The organism is Methylobacter sp. sgz302048, assembly GCF_052162025.1.
GTDB lineage: Bacteria > Pseudomonadota > Gammaproteobacteria > Methylococcales > Methylomonadaceae > Methylobacter.
Window position 1 is genome coordinate 1,899,430 of the sequence record NZ_CP197401.1, and the last position, 18,193, is coordinate 1,917,622.

Below are 18,193 nucleotides of genomic sequence, written 5' to 3' on the forward strand. Positions count from 1 at the left end.
TTAAATATGGGCAATAACATCATTCGCCCCAAAGAAATCATGCGCGCGCGTAGCCGGCGTCTGAAAACGGTGACGCTGATCGTCTTGCTGGCGAGCGTCGCTTATTTCGGATATTACTGGTACGCCAGCCGGAATTGGGTATCCACTGACGATGCTTTCGTCACAGGGCATCTGGTCACGCTGAAGGCGCAGACGGAGGGGACGGTCGTCGAGATTCTGGCCGAAAACACGCAGGCTGTGAAAAAAGGCGACGTATTGGTCCGGCTCGACGGCAATATTGCCCAAATCGCCCTGCAGCAGGCGCAGGCCGAACTGGGCGAGACTGTGCGCGACATCATCACGCTGACGGCGAAAATCGATACGCTGAGCCAGCGCATCATCGCCCGGCAGGCCTCGTTGAACCAGGTGCGGCACGATCTCAAGCGCTTTATCGCGGCCGCACAGGACGGCGCGGTTTCAGACCAGCAGGTGCAAAACGCGCAGGACAAGATTCGCGAACTGGAGGCCGCGATCCAGGAAGCCCGGGCCGAAAAAGCCGGCGTCGAAGCCCAGGTCGAGGGCGTGCCGGTCGAGCGCCATCCGGCCGTTGAAAAAGCCAAGAGCCATGTGCGGCGCGCCTTTCTGGATTATCACCGCCGCAACGTAGTCGCGCCGGCGTCGGGCTATGTCGCCAAGCGCCGCGTCCAGGTCGGCGACAACGTCAAGGCCGGCGCTGTGCTGCTCGCGATCGTGCCGCTGGACGACCTGTGGATCGAGGCCAATTTTCTGGAGACGCAGATCGCAGGCATTCGCCCTGGGCAGCCGGCTGAAATCAGGGTCGACGCCTACGGCAAGGACCTGGTCTACCACGGCAGGGTAGAAGGGCTCAACCCCGGCACCGGCAGTACGTTTGCGCTGCTGCCCACCGATAACGCTACCGGCAACTTCATCCATATCGCAGAACGCCTGCCGGTGCGCATCGGGCTGGACCCCAAGGATCTGAAGGAAAATCCCCTGCAGCCGGGCTTATCCACGCTGACGCGCGTCAATATCAGCGAAACGGGCGAGCCGTTGTTGACATCTTCGGCCAGTACGGCTGGGGATGCTTACCGGACCAGCATTTACGATAATGAGCTGGATGGCGTGGAGTCATTGATAGAGCGGATCATCGAAGAGAACAGCGTGCCGGGCAGTCAGATTAAAGCCCTGCAATAAAGAGCCGCATTGTGGGGCGACTTCGCCTACCAACAGTAGGCGCTTTAGGCGAAGCGCCTACTGTTGGCAGTCGCCTTGATGTCTTGCAGCAGGCTGCAGCTGGACGGGGCATGTTGCCCCGTCCGGAACGTTTGGCGATGGTTAAGCGCAGCCATTTAGCTCAAATACCTCAAAACGTTAGGGACGGGATTGCAAATCCCGCCCTTCTCCTGGCTCCCCATCCTACTCCAGAGATCAGTACTATCGCTATCAAAATGCAAATTTCAATAGCAAAACAAAACCGGCCACAGCAATCAGCCCATGAAGCAGGGCTAACCATTTAGGCATGGAACTGGTAGTTAGGTCGCGGGCTATCAGGACGAATCCGCCGAGCGCTGCGATAATGAACAAAATCAGGCTTGCGATGGGCGCCGGGCTGTATTGAAAGGCATAGACGATAAGCAACACAAGCCCTGTGAAGGCTATAGGGCCATGTATGAACGTTACGGCTTTGGGCGTTTCTTTCCCTCTCAGCACGAAGGTCAACAAAAAAATGCCGAGCAGAGCTGCAAGTGAAAATAAGACGATGGCTGCAATAATCATTGCCTGGCTCTCCAAAAATCAGTGCTGGTTGTTGGCTTCTCTTTTCGGCAAATCAACTATAGCGGGTCCTTCGATCACCTGGCCGTCAACCGTAAAACGGCTGCCGTGGCAGGGGCAATCCCAGCTTTTTTCTTCTTCGTTCCAGTTGACGATGCATTTCATATGCGTGCAAACGGCTGAAACCTGGTGCAGTTCGCCGGCTTCATCCCGGTAGACGGCAAATTTCTCGCCTTTTATATCAATCGTTTTGCCTTCATCGGGCAATATGCCGGAAAGCCGATCAACTTCAGCTTTATAAGGGATATCCTTCATGTAATCCATGAACACATGGATGCTCTCTTTTATAAAGCGTCCTGCCGATTTGAGCGGATTGTGCCGGCGGGGATCGTAAAGCTTGGACCAAGGGTTTTCGATGCCCAGAATCAGGTCGCTGACGATCATGGCAGCCAGCGTGCCATAGGTCAACCCGTCCGCGGCAAAGCCCGTGGCAATGTAAACATTGGCTTTATCGTTAGTGGCGCCGATGTAAGGCAAGCCATCGGCCGATTTATAGCGCTGTGCGCTCCAGTGGTAATCGACGGACTTCACGTCGAAGTGGTCCCTGGCATAGGCTTCCAGGCTCTGGTAACAGACTTCATTGTTTTTCTTGTGCCCGACTTTATGCGATTCGCCCAGAACAAGCAGATAGTTTTCACCGCTTCTGCTGGTGTAGGAGCGTATGGAATAGTGACTGGAGCCACTGACGACCCAGAAAATGCCTTCAGGATAGCTGCCTGAGTTCAGTTTGACGGCAATCGCGTATTCCCTGTAGGGCCCCAGCAGGGTATGAATGGCGAAGACGCCTTTGGGCGTGTGCGTCGCATGGATGATTTTGTCTGCCGTCACGGTGCCGTTTTCTGTATGCAGAATGTTCGGGGAGCCCTCTGTAATGCGAGTGACCGGGGTGTTTTCGAATATTGTGCAGTCTGTTCCATGAATATGTGCGGCCAGTGCTTTCACATACTGCATGGGATTGAATTGCGCCTGGCCCTCGACACGAAGGGCTTTGCTGATAATAAAAGGCAAAGGGGTTGCGTTGTCCAGATAAGCATCCAGACCTGCATCGAGACAGGCTTTATATTCTTTTTCGATGAGTTTATCGTTATCCTCGGTTTCCGATAATAGACGCCAGGGCCTCCTGTGAAAATCGCAGTCAAGAGAGAAACCATGAATAATATTTTCTATCTGTTGGACGGCAGCGGTCCGTGAGGCGGTCACGGCGTGGATCGTTTCCGTATCAAACTTGAGCTGGAGCTTTTTCAACATTTCTCCGACAGTGGCGTAGAGATTGCCGGTAGAAAAACCGGTCGTGCCGCCGCCGATATCCCGCGCCTCAAGCACGGCGACGCTTTTGCCGGCATTCGCCAATAAGTAGGCGGCAGTTATGCCGGTAATGCCGCCGCCGACAATGGCGACATCTACGTTTAAATTTTCCTGTAGGGAACTGTAACGGCTGGCTTCGGCATCGTCTTTCCAAAGGGAAGTCTTCTTCATAAATACCTCTGTCCACGACCAAATCAGGGAAAATTTACTGAAGTTTACCGGTTAAAAAAGTGCTGTATATGATAAAAATCAGAGGAAGTAGATCGGTCAAATTAATCGTAGGGTATGCATTGCGTACCTTTACTATGAGCGCAGTACTTGGGCAGATTATAAAAGGCAGGCAATGCGTGCCCTACATCTAAAACTGGCCGGGTAAATTTCCCCAGCCCAGTTCCGTTATGACGCGGCTGTAAACCTGATCGAGCGGGGCTGTAATATCCACTGGCCGGCCGGAATAGGGATGGGCGAACGCCAGGCCGGTCGCCGCCAGGAGCAGTTGATGGCAGTCGAAATGCGACCTGAAAAAGGCGTTGTGCCGGCCGTCGCCATGCGTGGTGTCGCCGACGATGGGATGGAAAATATGCTTCATATGCCGCCTGAGCTGATGCTTGCGTCCGGTTTCGGGCGATAGTCGGAGCAGGGAATAGCGACAGCTCGGGTAGCGCCCTACCGCGTGGGGCAACTCGACTGTCGCCAGGCGCCGGTAACGGGTCACGGCAGGTTGCGCCTGTTTGTTCGGGTCGGCTTTGGCATCGGTCATTTTGTCCAGCTCTTCCTTCAGGGGATAATCGATGGTGTCCATTTCAGCCGTATGCCCGCGCACGACGGCTAGATAGGTTTTCCTGATGCCGTCGCCCATGAATGCAGCCATCATGCGTCTGGCCGCTTCGGGGCTCAGTGCGAACAACAGTACCCCGGCGGTCGGTTTATCGAGCCGGTGCACTGGAAACACGCGGCGGCCGAGCTGGTCGCGCAGCATTTGCACGGCAAACCGGGTTTCATGCCGGTCGATTTCGGAACGGTGTACGAGCAGGCCGGCCGGTTTATTGACGGCGACGAAATGGTCATCCTGATAAAGAATTTTCATAAGATAAAATCGATTACTCGGTTCAAGTCTGAGGAAATCAACTGTAATTTATCGGGGCGGGGCAGCTTTTTGATGGCGAATTCGCGTTTGCTGGCGGAGCTGCGGTCGTGGCCGGTTTCAACATAAACCAGTTCTTTGGGCTGGCGTCCGCGAAAATACTTGGCGCCCAGTCCGTTGGTATGCTCATGAAAGCGCCTGTGGACGTCATTGGTAATGCCCGTGTAGAGCGAATCGTCAGTGCAACGGATGATATAAACGGACCAGTGCATCAGACGGCAGTGCCGAAGACAGAACCGACAGCGGCCGTCAATCCCATGGCCAGCGCGCCCCAGAACGTGACGCGGCAGGCGCCTTTGAGCCGGCTTGCGCCGCCGGTGTAGGCTGCAAGCATGCCGAGCAAGGCGAGGCATAGCAGCGATGAGGTAATCACCGATGCCAACAAATAGGCGGCAGGGGCGATCAGTACAACCAATAAAGGCATGAGCGCGCCGACGGCAAATGTGGCGGCCGACGTCAATGCGGCCTGAATCGGGCGGGCGGCCACCGCCGACGAGATGCCCAGCTCATCGCGGGCATGGGCTTCCAAGGCATTGTGTTGCATCAGCTGTTCAGCAACCTGCTCGGCCAGGCCTGGTTCCAGACCGCGTTGGATATAAATGGCCGCCAGTTCATTTTTCTCATAGGGTTCATTTTCATGGAGTTCCCTGAGTTCTCGGGCCAGATCGGCCTGTTCGGTATCGGCCTGGGAGCTGACTGATACGTATTCTCCCGCGGCCATCGACATGGCGCCGGCTACCAGCCCCGCCACGCCGGCCAATATAATTTCGTTAAAGGCTGCGTTGGAAGCAGCAAAGCCGGCGATTAAGCTCGCGGTGGATACGATGCCGTCGTTGGCGCCTAAAACGGCCGCGCGCAGCCAGCCTATGCGATGGGTGCGATGGGTTTCGGGATGATGGCGGGGCATGGGCTGTCCTTAAATAAAGGAGATTGGTTCATCGTGGCGACGCAGCTTTCAGAAGCGCCGGCTCATGGCTCTGTAAAGGTACGCAATGCGTACCTCACGAAGCTTCGTGGTTTACATGATTACAGCGCCGAAGCCAGCGGCAATACGACTTCGACACAATAGCCGCCCAGCTCATTGGACTGGCTGAGCTTCAGCTGGCCACTATGCTGTTGAGCGATCAGTCGCGCCGTAGTCAGGCCCAGGAGATAACCGCTTGTGGCCTGATCCAGCACAATGTTCTGCTGGGCAAGATCGATCAGGCCGGTTTCGGAAATGCCCGGCCCGTCATCTTCAATCCTTAAATGAATGGACTCGTCGATTTCGACGCTCAGCAAGACTTTGGACTGGGCCCATTTGCAAGCATTTTTGAGCAGGTTGCCGGACAGTTCAAGCAGGTTTTCACCATCCATTAACAAAACGTCGGTTTGCGGCATGATAAAGGTAATGTCCAGATTCTTTTCCTGATACATGCTTTCCAGAACGCTGATCAGCGTCAATATTTCCTGTTCGATATCGCATTCTATAACCGACGGATTCGGGGTTGCCTGGAAAATTGTCTCAAGCATGCGCTCCGCGTTGACAGGTTGCGCCTGCAATGGAGGATCAACTGCGGGCTCTGATTGTACGGTCTCTTGGTCCGGCAATTGCTGCAGCTCGGCTAAAGGCCGTTTTGTTACGTGTTTCAGAGCTTCAGGATTATCGCGCGGGTGCAGTTCGGGGTGTTGATCCAACACATCCAGCAACTGATTGGTTACTTCGACCAGCGGTGATACTTCCTTGGGCACATCAGTATCGAACCGGTCTATTTCGCCCTGATCCAGCGCACTGATCTGCTTTTTTATGCGTTTTAAAGGTTGGAACATGTGATTAAGGATAATGATCTGCATAGCTATCAGCAGCAGCAACATTGCCAGTGCTATCAGCATGAACCGGGATTGGAAAGGCTTGATGAATGCCAGTGTCGGCGACAGGTCTTCAGCGACTGCAACGGTAATGGTCCGGTCATGTTTATTGTAACCGTAGGCCATGACCAGCAGGGATTGCTGCTGTGGTCCGGATAGATAAAGCCGGCGCTTTTCACCTTCGCTCAGGTCCGGAATAATTAATTCCTTATCCCACAGCGAACGCGAGCGTATTAGGTCATCATTGCTGCGCAGCTGATAATATCGCCCTGAAAAGGGCTGCAGGTAGACAGGATTGATTTGCTTCGTATTCAGCGTGATTTTTTCATCTTTATCAACCTGAGTTGCAGCCAATACGCTTTCGGCTTCCTGCGCCAAGTGCGACATCACGTATTTTTCGGCTATATCCTGCATGGTGCTGTCGGTCAGCCACCATAAAGTTGGAAATATAATGATTAAACTAATCACTAAAGCAACGCTGAGGCGTTGTTGCAATGATTTCATGCAAATTGTTCCTTCAATTTAGTCAATTCCACTTATTTTCAATTTGTAGCGGTTGCATTTTTCTTGGAGCCCTTTTTTCTCGCTAATATTAATGGGTCGGATTGCAGTAATTGGCCGGATTGCGCGTTGACAGTCAATGTCTGAACGATACCGTCTCTGTCAGTGATGTCTATTTTATAGAATATCAGCTTATTTTTCGTTTCTAATTTTATATCCATAACCGGCCCTGGATATTGTTCCGTATACAAGTTCAGAATGCTTTCCAGTGGCTGCACGATACCGTCATCGAGCAGTTTTTTAGCCTGGTCATGATCATTCACTGAAGCGCTCATGGCCATGCAGCTTTCACACATCAGAACGGAAAAAACGCTGAGCAACAGCAGTTTCCGCAAGCACTGGAAAATGCCCGGCAAATAAATATGACGGCTAGCATGCAGGCGGTTAACGCGCTGTTGCCGAGCGTGCGAGGTTTCAGAGGATAAAATGGTCGTTATCATTTTTCAGCCCAATCTCATAAAAATTAACGGTATTCTTTCCGGTAAATTCGACAAATTCGCCGTATTAAAAATCGGAAAGCGTTTTCGGCGGTATCGCCGCCCGTAACGCATTCAATACTGCAATGACATCAATAATCTCCTGGGTGATGGCGCCCGCGACCGGAGTCAGATAGCCCATTCCGGCCGCTATCATACCGATTATGCTAAGCGACATGCCACCTATTGCGCTTTGCAGCGCGATAGCGCGCATGCGTTCGCCGATATGAAAAAGCTCGTCGACTTTCAGCAGCGAACTGTCCATGATCACGGCATCGGCGGATTCGCCGGTAATATCGCTGTTCTGGCCGAAGGCGATGCCTATGGTCGCAGCAGTCAGTGCGGGAGCATCGTTGATGCCGTCGCCCAGGAAAACGGTTTTTGCCGCTTCGGTTTCTCGGCGCACGATGTCCAGCTTCTGAGTTGGACTCTGCCCGAAGTAAACATGTTCAATCCCAACCTGCTCGGCCAGATAGCAAACTTCCGATTCGCGGTCGCCCGAGACCAGCATGACCCGATCAAATAGATGGCTTGGCCGCAGGTGAGTGATGAAGGATGAGCTGTCAGCGCGCACTTCATCGCGAAACTGCAGCGTGGCGGCGTAAGCGTCATTAATCAATACGACGCATTCCAGGCCGCCGCCGATGGGCGGCAATTCCGCTGCCGGCTGAAGGGCAAGAAATTTCTGGCGGCTGGTGATCTGGACCCGCTTTCCTTCCACTTCACCTTTTAACCCTTCGCCGGGCAATTCCGTGATATTGGTGACATTTAATAAGGGCAAAGCGGATTTTTCGGCGGCTTTGATGATGGCGCTCGATAAAGGATGCTTTGAGTAGCGCTCCAGGCTGGCGATCAGGGTCAGTACGTCGCGCTCATGATGACCATTGCCGGGAATTAAGGCGATCAGCGCCGGGCGGCCGTAGGTCAGCGTACCGGTTTTGTCGAAAATCGCCGTGCGGCAAGTGCCTATAGTCTCCAGAATGGCCGGATTCTTGATGATAATCTCGCGCCGCGCCGCCAGTGAAATGGAGCTGATAATCGTGACCGGAATGCCGATCAGCAAAGGGCAGGGGGTGGCGATGACCAGCACGGCCAGAAAACGGATCACTTCGCCGCTGGCCAGCCAGGCAAACAGGGCGATGGCAACCGCCACCGGCATGTAAACCGCGCCCAACTGATCGCCCAGGCGTCTGAGCTTGGGGCGATGCTGCTCGGATGAACGCATGACTTCCATGATCTTGGCATAACGTGAATCGACGGCAAGCTTGTCGGCGCGAATGGTCAATGCCGTATCGCCGTTGACGGCCCCGGACAGCACTTGCGAGCCGCGGACTTTCGACATCATGTACGGTTCACCCGTCAGATAGGATTCATCCATCGTGCCGACGCCTTCCAGCACTGTGCCGTCGACCGGACAGATCTCATGCGGCAGAATCAATAAAGTATCGCCGATAACGACTTGCTCGGTGGTAATGTCGATGAGCGTATCGGCTGATTTGCGGTGTGCGACGGACGGCATGCGCCTGGCCAGCGCTTCCAGCACTGAAGAGGCTCGGCGGGCCGCGTAGGATTCCAGCACCGCGCCGCCGGCCAGCATTAGCACGACCAGGCTGCCGGCCAGATATTCATGCAGCAGGATGGCCGTGACAATGGACATGCCGGCCAGCAGATCGGCGCCCAGATCGCGCTGCAACAGCTTGGCGGCCAACTGGTAAAGCAGCGGCACGCCGCCCAGAATCAGGACGGTGATCAACGGCAGTTCTGCCAGTGAGATGCGAAAACCGAACTGCCCAGAGTAAATGCCTGCATCCGGCGCAGTCAGTGAGGCGTTGCCCGACAGCGTATAAATTTCATGGCCTGTATCGAGCGCATAGCGCATTACCAGGTAAGCGCCGATGCCGAGCAGGCTCAAAACGGAAATGAGGCTTTCCGATCTTGAGGTTGCTTGTTGGGTATGGGCCATTTTTTAAGTTTATGAGTGAAGATCAATGTCCTCGGTTATTTATCTGATAGACGCTTATAGCCATGAATCATGGCTTTTACCAGGCTTTCACGGTGGATATAGCTTCCGGCGGCGACACCCAGAATATGCGCAACAACCAGCAACAGAGCGAAGTTGGCGAAAAATTCATGAACTTCTTCCCACAATTTTTCATGGCGGGAGTCGACGATTCCGGCCAGAGGACCTGCTCCTTGATCGGCTCCGTAAACCGCAAAACCCGAGATAACGGTCAACAGCAAACTGACCAGCAAAAGCACAATCATGGCGGCTCCGGCCGGATTATGGCCCAGGTAGCGCCTGGATTTCAATGCTATCATGTCTTTGAGGTAGCTGATCGATTGGCCGGGGCTGCACAGAAAATTCGAAAACCTGGCGTATTGATTGCCGATAAATCCCCAAACCAATCTGAAAATCAGCAGTCCGAAAACCAGATAGCCGGCCCAGACATGCGGGGTCAGGAAATCATCCTCTGTCAGATAGGCGGCAAAGAAAGCCGCTACCAACAGCCAGTGGAAAATTCTTAAAGGCAGATCCCAAACCTTAACCCATTCTTGCGAGTTCATAGTGCTGTTCCTTAAGTATAGACAGATATTACTGTATCAAAGCCGCATGAAATAAAAATGAATTCTGTCCGCAGTGAGCCTCGAAAATATTGAGGCAAGACAATTTATAAGCATTTTTTATTGAAGCTGCTAGCAGGCCCTTTAAATATACATCTTTGTGGTTCTTCCGGTCTCATCATGCAGATTCATCATCTGAACTGCGTTAAGGTCCTTGAGCAGGCGTTCAAATGCTTCGGCCGGCAAGGGTTTTGAGAACAGATAGCCTTGCCCATAGTCACAGCCGACGCTGGTCAGCAGGTCGCGCTGCTGGGCCGTTTCCACGCCTTCTGCGACCACCTTGATGCCGAGCTTGTGCGCCATGACGATAATGGCTTCGCAGAGCGCCATGTCTTCGGAGCCGGGCGCCAGGTTGCTGACAAAGGCCCGGTCGATCTTGAGGTAGTCGATGTCGAATTTTTTCAGATAGGACAGCGACGAGTAACCGGTGCCGAAGTCGTCCAGAGCGACTTGCACGCCGGCATCGCGGAAATCGAGCAATTGATCGGTGATGGCCGTGCTCGCATCCAGCAATAAGCCTTCAGTGATCTCGATAACGACGCATTGTCCAGGTAGTCCCTGTTGTTGCAGATAATCGAACCAGGCGGCATGGTTGTTGGTTTCATTATGGAACTGAATGGGCGATTTGTTGATGCTGACCTGGAAATCCGGATGGTGCCGTTCTCGCCAGTGCTTGACCTGGCGGACGGTCTCGCGGAAGACCCAATCGCCGATGTCGATAATCAGGCCGGTTTCCTCGGCGATCGCGATGAACTCGGCCGGACTGACCATGCCGCGGCTCGGATGCTGCCAGCGAATCAGCGCTTCGGCCTTATGGATAACGCCGGTCGCCAGTTCGACAATGGGCTGATAAACCAGACTGAACTGGCCGGCGTCGAGTGCGCCGCGCAAATCGTTGGCCAGGCGCATGCGGTTTTGCGCGGCCTCCTGCATGGACGGAATGAAGTAGTTGTAGCGATTGCGGCCCTGATTTTTGGAGGCATACATGGCCTGGTCGGCATTCTTGAGCAACGTATCGCAACTGGCGCCATCGATCGGATAAAGGGTGATGCCGATGCTGGCCGACACATAAGCCACTTCATCTCTCAGCTGAAACGGCTCAGCCAGTTTCTTGAGAATCGTGTGCACGACACGTTCGATGACGCCGGCATCGTCCAGTTCGCTCAGAATGATGGTGAATTCATCGCCGCCCAGGCGCGCCACGGTATCGGTTTCACGCACGCAGTGACGCAGACGCTGTGCCGCATCGATCAGCAGGATGTCGCCCATGTCGTGCCCCAGCGCGTCATTGACTTCCTTGAAGCGGTCGAGATCAAGGAATATCACGGCCAGAGGCCGGCACGTACGGCGGGATTTCTTGCATGCCTGTTCCAGGCGATCCTGCAACATGCGCCGGTTGGGCAGACCCGTCAGTGTATCGAAATTGGCTTGCTGCCAGATCAATGCTTCAGCCTCTTTTCTTTTAGTGATATCGCGGGTAATCGACAGTTGGACCAGTTTATCGCCCGGTTTGCCTGAAAAAGGCACGGCATGGGTTTCCATCCAGCGGCGTGTGCCGTGCAGGCCGATGATCTCGAATTCAAGCGTGCCTTTTTGTCCCTGGCAGACTTGCTCGTTTAACTCCCGAAAGGCATCCAGATGCTCGGGGGCAATGACAGAATAGAAGTTCTGGCCGATGACGTCGGCCTCATCGTCTGACTCGATCATTTTAAGGCCGGCTGCATTCATGGACAGCAGTACGCCGTCGCGGTCTATGATCTTCACGCACTCAGGCGAAGTTTCGATGATTGTGCGCAAATATTGCGAGCTTTCGCGCAGCGCATCGCTGGCCAGTTGTCTCTCGATCGCAATACCCGCCAACTTGGCAAACTGCTCAATCAGGTCGATTTCTCCGGCAGCCGGTGCTTTGACTACATGATGGTAAATGGCGAAGGTGCCGAGCACCTTGCCGTCAGCGGCCTTGATGGGAACCGTCCAGCAGGCGTGCAGGTTGGCTCTGGCCGCCAGTTTCTTAATCGGCTGCCAGTAGGGATGTGAGGCAATATCCTCGACAATGACATTCCGGCCCGTAAAGGCCGCAGTGCCGCAAGAACCTACGCCCATGCCGATGGGCAGACCATGAATGGCGGCAGTATAGAAATCCGGCAGGCTGGGTGCGGCGCCCGTCAACAGACGTTTGCCCTCGTCATCCAGCAACAGGATAGAGCACAGAACGGCAGGGTTTTGCGATTCCATGCTCAGCGCCAGGGCTCTCAGTATCTCCGGCAGCGGCAGGCTTTTTGATATCAGCTCCAGCACATGACTGCGCGAGCGATTGCCCATTTCCACGCGCTTGCGCTCGGTAATGTCGGTTTGCGTTCCGATCATGCGCAGCGCCTTGCCGGCGGCATCGCGGCTGACTACCATGCCGCGCGTCAGCAGCCACCGCCAGCCGATATCCCGATACCGGGCACGGTGCTCGTTATTGAAAGCGAGCGTCATGCCGTCCAGGTGCGCGTACAGATCTTTCATCATGCGGGCATAGTCCTCCGGATGGATGGTCGATCTCCAGTGGCGGTATTGGCTCTTTCGCTCCTTGTCGGCAAATCCCAGTATTTCATGGCAGCGCTCGGAAAAGAAGACTTCGCCGGTCTGGAAGTTCCAATCCCATACGCCATCGCCGGCGCCTTCCAGAGCAAATTTCCAGCGCTCTTCACTGGTGCGTAGCGCGGCTTCGCTTTCTCGGCTTCTGGAAATGGTCAAGGCCTGCGTCATGCCGACTATTGTCAGCACGAACAGATAAAGCCATAAATTGACCAGTCCTGTTTGTGCAATGTCTGTGGCAAAATAACCGATGCCGTTCATCGCGCCCTGCAGCGCTTGCAGCGCCGTCATGCCGATGACCAGCAAGACGCCGTGACGGCCAAAGCGGGCAGCGCTCCAGGTAATGAAGGGAAATATCAGAAAGCCTTTCGGGAAATCGCCCAGGCTGTCATGAAACCAGTCCATATATACGATCTGTCCAACCATAAAAGACAAACCGAAACAACTCGCGGTTTCTAATGCACGTTGGCGCTGGAACCAGCCGCGAGGCATTCTGCGCCATACCAAAATCAGCGGTGTTGCCAGAATGATGCCAAGCATATCGCCCATCCACCAATGAAGCAGGTTCGGCATCATCGTTTGCTGTGTCAGGAGTCCGGTCAACAGCAAAGCCGTAGCGACAGCCGATGCGCTGACGCTGGCGCCGGCAGCAGCCGTCAGCATCAGCCAAAGATAATCGCGGGGATGAGTCAGTGCGGAATTAAAGCGGCCTGGCCGAGACAGCAGCCAAAGACAAACAAACGCCTCCAGCGTATTGCCGGCCGCGATGAACAGCGACGCCCAGGCAGGGCTGCCCGCCATCAGGCTGCCGATGAAAGCGCCGACAAAAATGCCGGGCCAGTATTTCCTGCCGCCGATCAACAGCGTAGCAAGCGCCAAGCCGCTGGGCGGCCATATGACGGAAACCATGCCGTTTACAGAAAAGTAAACAAGCACGATAAAGGCAAGCAGCGCATATACAAGCGCCAGGGCAACAAGCCCTAGTACATCAGTCCAGCGATAAATCAATAATCCATTCAAGACACTTTTACCCAAGAGTGCGTTATCGACGGCGGCAAGTTGTGCAAAGGCCGAAATGCCGGGTTAAACAACAGCAAAATTTTACCCGGTTATCTTGGAGTTTTATACCCGTCTCTTAAACGGTTTCAAGCAGCTTTTCAAATTCATTAGCCGGCAATGGTTTTGAAAACAGGTAACCTTGCCCAAAGTCACAGCCGATGCTGGTCAGCAGGTCGCGCTGCTGGGCCGTTTCCACGCCTTCCGCGATCACCTTGATGCCGAGCTTGTGCGCCATGACGACAATGGCCTCGCAGAGCGCCATGTCTTCGGAGCCGGGCGCCAGATTGCTGATAAATGACTGGTCGATCTTAAGGTAGTCGATGTCGAATTTTTTCAGGTAGGACAGCGACGAGTAACCGGTGCCGAAATCGTCGATCGATACCTGTATGCCGGCATCGCGGAAATCGAGCAATTGATCGGTGATGGCCGTGTTCGCATCCAGCATGATGCCCTCGGTGATTTCGACGACGATGCTGTGCCCGGGCAGTCCTTGTTGCCGCAGATAATCGAGCCAGGCGGTATGATTCTCGCCTTCATAGTGAAATTGGACGGGCGATTTATTGATGCTGACCTGGAAATCCGGATGGTGCCGTTCTCGCCAGTGCTTGACCTGGCAGGCGGCCTCGCGAAAGACCCAATCACCGATGTCGATAATCAGGCCGGTTTCCTCGGCGATCGCGATGAACTCGGCCGGACTGACGATGCCGCGGGTCGGATGCTGCCAGCGAATCAGCGCTTCGGCCTTATGGATAACGCCGGTCGCCAGTTCGATAATGGGCTGATAAATCAGGCTGAACTGGCCGGCGTCGAGTGCGCCGCGCAAATCGTTGGCCAGGCGCATGCGGTTTTGCGCGGCCTCCTGCATGACCGGTATGAAATAATTGTAGCGATTGCGGCCCTGGTTTTTGGAGGCATACATGGCCTGGTCGGCATTCTTGAGCAATGCATCGATGCCTTTGCCGTCGTTCGGATAGAAGGTGATGCCGATGCTGGCCGAGACATAAGCCACTTCGTGCTTCAAACGGAACGGTTCAGACAGCTTTTTCAGGATGTCCTGGGCAATGCGTTCCACGTTGCCGGGATCGTGGAGGTCACTCAGGATAATCGTGAATTCGTCGCCGCCGAGCCGGGCTACGGTATCGGTTCCACGCACGCAGCTGCTCAGTCGTCGGGCGCTCTTCTTGAGCAGGATGTCGCCCATATCATGGCCTAAAGTATCATTGACTTCCTTGAAGCGGTCGAGATCCAGAAGCATCAGTGCCATCGGCAGGCCGGTGCGGTCGCTTTTCTTGATTCCTTGTTCCAGGCGGTCCTGGAACAGGCAGCGGTTAGGCAGGCCGGTCAGCGAGTCGAAATTGGCCTGCTTCCAAATGGTTTGCTCGGCCAGTTTTTGATTCGTGATATCCGAGAAGATGGCGATGCGCTGATGCACTTCACCGGCACTGTCGTAAATGGTGTTGATCATCAGCCATTCGAAGTACTCTTCGCCATTTTTACGCCGGTTCCAGACTTCGCCCTGCCAGCGGCCGGTTTTTTCCAGCTTATGCCACATGTCCCGGTAGAAGGCGATGTCATGCCGGCCGGACTTGAGTAGTTTGGTAGACCGGCCGATCGCTTCCTGCTCGGTATAGCCGGTCAGCTGCGTAAAAGCGGGATTGATGGCGATAATGCGATTGGAGGCATCGGCGACCATAATGGCTTCGCCGATAGCATGGCAGACTGTGGCTGAAAATTTCAGCTTCTGCTCGAATTGCTTGCGCTCGGTAATATCGATGACGCTGGCGATGGTGTTCAGGCGATTGTCGAGTTCGACAGAGCTCATGCCGATTTCGACGGGAAATTCGGTGCCGTCTTTGCGGACGCCGGATAGCCACTTATGGATGCCCGCTGGCAGTGGATGCCGACTGCGCGTGGATTCGGCGCAGCGCCGGCTACGGCTGGCGCTGGAGAACTTTGGCACCAGCAGGTCGATATTAAGGCCGATCAGCTCGGAGAAGGGGTAAGCGAATGTGTGTACGGCAACCTGGTTGGCGAACAGAACGGTGCCGTCATTATCGACCAGAAGCATGCATTCCTGCGATGCTTCCAGGAAAGTATGAACCAGTGACCACTGCATCTGCTTGATCTCGCTGATGTCTCTGTATATACCGGTCATGTGTAACGGATTGCCGGCGGCATCCCAGCGGATTACCCTGCCACGCGCACCCAGCCACTTCCAGTTGTTATTCGGATATCGGATGCGGTGTTCAGTGACAAAAGAAGCGGCCCATCCTTCGAGATGGGCTTGCAGATCGTACATCAGACGTTCATAGTCGGCAGGATGTATGATCGATTTCCAGTCCTGATCGCTTATTTTCTGCCCATCCAAGGGAAAACCGAGCATATCCTTGCTGCATGGCGACAGAAAGATTTCATGCGTTTGCAAATTCCAGTCCCATGCGCCATCGCCGGCACCTTCCAGCGCAAATTTCCAGCGCTCCCCGTCGGCATGCTGCGCGGCTTCACTTTCTTGATTCCTGGAAATGGTCAAAGCCTGCGTCATGCCGACTATCGCCAGCACGAACAGATAAAGCCATAAATTGACCAGCCCGGTTTGTTCACTGTCCGCGGCAAAATAACCGATGCCGTTTACCGCGCCCAGCAGCGCTTGCAGCGTCGTCATGCCGATGACCAGCAAGACGCCGTGACGGCCAAAGCGTCCGGCGCTCCAGGCAACAAAGAAGAACATGATGAAGCCGTTGGCAAAATTGCCGAAAGTATCAATGAACCAGTCAAGAAAGATGATCTGGCCTGCCAAAAAAGACAGGCCGAAACAGGCCAGGGTTTCAAACATGCGCCGGCGTTCAAACCAGTTGAGCGGCGGTTGTCGCCATATCAGTATCAAAGGCGTTACCAGAATAATGCCCAACGTGTATCCCATCCACCAATGCAGCAAACTGTCCGGAAACATTTTTACGGTGATTAAACCAGCCTGCCAGAGTGCCGCGACACCGGCCAGCGCTGCTGCAACGGCAGCAATCGCTCCGGCCAGCACCAGTTGGCAATAGTCACGCAGATGTATCAGTGCCGGATTGAATCGATGCGGAGCCCATTTTTTCCAGGCTGATTCTTGCCCAAGTATCCAGGCGGCAAGCAGAGGTTCGATGGTATTGCTCAACGCAATCAGAAATGATGGCAGCACGGCATTTCCGAGCGCGAGTTGAGCGAGCAAGGAGCCCGTCAATAAGGCAGGCCAATATCGCCTGCCACTGATCAACAATGCGCCTAATCCTAAGCCGCCGGGGAGCCAGATAACGGAAATGGTTGCCGCGTCGATAGTCAAGCTGGTCAGGGCAATGGAGATCAACAATGCGTAGGTCAGCATCAGACTGGTTAATTGAGCAAAATCAGACCGGTGATAACCCCGTAATTGATTCAGGATGTTTTTACCTGGAAGTGTTTGGGCAAGGAAAGATTTCACGGATTGCTACTGAAGGTTGAAGAACTGCTATAAAAGTATTCTATACAGTTTGTTTTCCAGATAAATAAACAGGCACTACAGGCAATATATTGCTCTGCTTGCCTCACGCTTTTCTCAAAATCTTAATGTCGGGTCTGAATGCTCTCATGCGTGTTTTGGCTGTCAAAAGTGTGAAAGTACTCGATACTAAGAAATTTAATTACGAAGGACACGAAGAGCACGAAGCTTTAAAGTATTGATAAGCTTGATTTTATTCTTCGTATTCTTCGTGGTGAATAAGCCTTTTCATGACGTTTTTGATTTGAATGCAGTGCATGAAGCGAAGCATGATATTCAGAGCGATTTCTTTTTTATCGACGGTAGACGGAACAGGCTCTTGTCCGTCACCATCTGTTTTTTATAGTTTTTCACTAACTACGACTCTATTGATAGCGATCAATGAAAACGCAACAACAAACAGATGTATTGCATTATGGCCAAATGCAGTTTTTCTTGGTTTGTAAGTCTTTGCGGACAGGAAGTGTATCAAAAATTCTCGGTACTTCCTAAACATAAGTTCATGGTCAGAAATATCTATCGGTATATCATCTCTGGTTTTAGCCAATGTTTGAAAGGTTGGAAAGTTAGGCTCAGACGGGTAATATACGCGGGCCATGCTATTCAAAATAGAGCTGGCTTCTTGTATTAGCCTTTTGTTATTTTCTTTAAAATTGTAGTGTCCACTTTTTACTAAGAGTGTCTAAAAATAAAGGCCTGCCAAAATAATGACACTACGAAGGTCATATTTTTAATTATAGGTTATATAAATGCGTAAATATCTTTTAAACCTCAGTTTCTTTGCGCTGGCTGCGTCTGCCTTTGCTGCCGGTCCTCCAGTGGCGATTGCGGCTGAGGAAGCGCTTCCTGAACAAATAATGGTTCAGATTCAAAAAAAACATCCGAATGCTGCGGATATAAAAGCTGAACAAAAAACACATTTTGGTCAGGCCGTGTACGAGATCCATTTCAAGGATGGCGAAAACGAGCAAATTGAACTGTATAGAAAAGACGGGCATTTTTATGTCAATGGCGAAAAAATCGATGCCTCAAATCTGATGCCCGATACTGTCAAGGACAATCTGAAATCGACTTTTTCAAAATATGAAATTAAAGAGGCTATATTAATCGTCAACCCTAATGGTCCGGGCGAGGAATATGATTTATCCATAGTCTCTGACAATAGGACCTGGAACGTTACGGTTGATAACAAGGGCAATATTATCAAGAAAGAACGCGAAGAATAATAAAGGCACTGGCTGTCCT

Annotated in this window: 13 protein-coding genes; 2 read left to right on the plus strand and 11 right to left on the minus strand. The window is 53.3% G+C overall.

The features are described from left to right. Positions 1-6: 6 nt before the first annotated feature. On the plus strand, positions 7-1,194 hold the full coding sequence (locus tag ACTNE6_RS08645; RefSeq protein ID WP_442499362.1) for an efflux RND transporter periplasmic adaptor subunit: 1,188 nt from the start codon (positions 7-9) through the stop codon (positions 1,192-1,194). Between the two features lie 249 nt (positions 1,195-1,443). Here the strand turns inward: ACTNE6_RS08645 and ACTNE6_RS08650 are convergent, their stop codons facing one another. The 11 genes from ACTNE6_RS08650 to ACTNE6_RS08700 all read right to left on the minus strand — a co-directional run bounded on the left by ACTNE6_RS08650 (position 1,444) and on the right by ACTNE6_RS08700 (position 16,891). Continuing rightward, the gene (locus ACTNE6_RS08650) at positions 1,444-1,776 is read right to left on the minus strand and encodes a hypothetical protein (RefSeq protein WP_442499363.1); all 333 of its coding nucleotides are present in this window, start codon (positions 1,774-1,776) and stop codon (positions 1,444-1,446) included. Between the two features lie 18 nt (positions 1,777-1,794). Then, positions 1,795-3,309 (minus strand): FAD-dependent oxidoreductase, encoded by a 1,515-nt coding sequence (locus tag ACTNE6_RS08655; RefSeq protein WP_442499364.1) that lies wholly within the window; start codon positions 3,307-3,309, stop codon positions 1,795-1,797. Positions 3,310-3,496: 187 nt separating this feature from the next. Next, positions 3,497-4,225, minus strand: a complete 729-nt coding sequence (gene truC / locus ACTNE6_RS08660; protein ID WP_442499365.1) for a tRNA pseudouridine(65) synthase TruC — start codon at positions 4,223-4,225, stop codon at positions 3,497-3,499. Next, entirely contained in the window at positions 4,222-4,494 is a 273-nt protein-coding gene (locus ACTNE6_RS08665) for a GIY-YIG nuclease family protein (RefSeq protein WP_442499366.1), read from the minus strand. The genes truC and ACTNE6_RS08665 overlap by 4 nt, the downstream gene beginning before the upstream one ends. Next, the gene (locus tag ACTNE6_RS08670; protein WP_442499367.1) at positions 4,494-5,189 is read right to left on the minus strand and encodes a VIT1/CCC1 transporter family protein; all 696 of its coding nucleotides are present in this window, start codon (positions 5,187-5,189) and stop codon (positions 4,494-4,496) included. Before ACTNE6_RS08670 ends, ACTNE6_RS08665 begins: the two co-directional genes overlap by 1 nt. A 119-nt stretch (positions 5,190-5,308) precedes the next feature. Next, entirely contained in the window at positions 5,309-6,634 is a 1,326-nt protein-coding gene (locus ACTNE6_RS08675) for an ATP-binding protein (RefSeq protein WP_442499368.1), read from the minus strand. Between the two features lie 38 nt (positions 6,635-6,672). After that, complete coding sequence (locus ACTNE6_RS08680) at positions 6,673-7,131, minus strand: PepSY domain-containing protein (protein WP_442499369.1); 459 nt, start codon at positions 7,129-7,131, stop codon at positions 6,673-6,675. Positions 7,132-7,195: 64 nt separating this feature from the next. Continuing rightward, positions 7,196-9,130, minus strand: coding sequence for a heavy metal translocating P-type ATPase (locus tag ACTNE6_RS08685; protein WP_442499370.1), 1,935 nt, complete (start codon positions 9,128-9,130; stop codon positions 7,196-7,198). Between the two features lie 35 nt (positions 9,131-9,165). Continuing rightward, positions 9,166-9,732 carry a cytochrome b/b6 domain-containing protein gene (locus tag ACTNE6_RS08690; protein ID WP_442499371.1) on the minus strand — a complete coding sequence of 189 codons (567 nt, stop codon included), beginning with the start codon at positions 9,730-9,732 and terminating at the stop codon, positions 9,166-9,168. A 141-nt stretch (positions 9,733-9,873) separates the two neighbouring features. Beyond that, positions 9,874-13,392 (minus strand): bifunctional diguanylate cyclase/phosphodiesterase, encoded by a 3,519-nt coding sequence (locus tag ACTNE6_RS08695; RefSeq protein WP_442499372.1) that lies wholly within the window; start codon positions 13,390-13,392, stop codon positions 9,874-9,876. A gap of 115 nt (positions 13,393-13,507) precedes the next feature. Then, positions 13,508-16,891, minus strand: coding sequence for a bifunctional diguanylate cyclase/phosphodiesterase (locus ACTNE6_RS08700; RefSeq protein ID WP_442499373.1), 3,384 nt, complete (start codon positions 16,889-16,891; stop codon positions 13,508-13,510). Between the two features lie 806 nt (positions 16,892-17,697). On the opposite strand from ACTNE6_RS08700, the gene ACTNE6_RS08705 reads away from it, so the two are divergent. Then, on the plus strand, positions 17,698-18,174 hold the full coding sequence (locus tag ACTNE6_RS08705; protein ID WP_442499374.1) for a hypothetical protein: 477 nt from the start codon (positions 17,698-17,700) through the stop codon (positions 18,172-18,174). Positions 18,175-18,193: the final 19 nt, after the last annotated feature.

Coding starts and splice junctions, on each gene's coding strand:
- ACTNE6_RS08645 (WP_442499362.1), top strand. CDS start 7: ATGGGCAATAACATCATTCGCCCCAAAGAAATCATGCGCGCGCGTAGC.
- ACTNE6_RS08650 (WP_442499363.1), bottom strand. CDS start 1,776: ATGATTATTGCAGCCATCGTCTTATTTTCACTTGCAGCTCTGCTCGGC.
- ACTNE6_RS08655 (WP_442499364.1), bottom strand. CDS start 3,309: ATGAAGAAGACTTCCCTTTGGAAAGACGATGCCGAAGCCAGCCGTTAC.
- truC (WP_442499365.1), bottom strand. CDS start 4,225: ATGAAAATTCTTTATCAGGATGACCATTTCGTCGCCGTCAATAAACCG.
- ACTNE6_RS08665 (WP_442499366.1), bottom strand. CDS start 4,494: ATGCACTGGTCCGTTTATATCATCCGTTGCACTGACGATTCGCTCTAC.
- ACTNE6_RS08670 (WP_442499367.1), bottom strand. CDS start 5,189: ATGCCCCGCCATCATCCCGAAACCCATCGCACCCATCGCATAGGCTGG.
- ACTNE6_RS08675 (WP_442499368.1), bottom strand. CDS start 6,634: ATGAAATCATTGCAACAACGCCTCAGCGTTGCTTTAGTGATTAGTTTA.
- ACTNE6_RS08680 (WP_442499369.1), bottom strand. CDS start 7,131: ATGATAACGACCATTTTATCCTCTGAAACCTCGCACGCTCGGCAACAG.
- ACTNE6_RS08685 (WP_442499370.1), bottom strand. CDS start 9,130: ATGGCCCATACCCAACAAGCAACCTCAAGATCGGAAAGCCTCATTTCC.
- ACTNE6_RS08690 (WP_442499371.1), bottom strand. CDS start 9,732: ATGAACTCGCAAGAATGGGTTAAGGTTTGGGATCTGCCTTTAAGAATT.
- ACTNE6_RS08705 (WP_442499374.1), top strand. CDS start 17,698: ATGCGTAAATATCTTTTAAACCTCAGTTTCTTTGCGCTGGCTGCGTCT.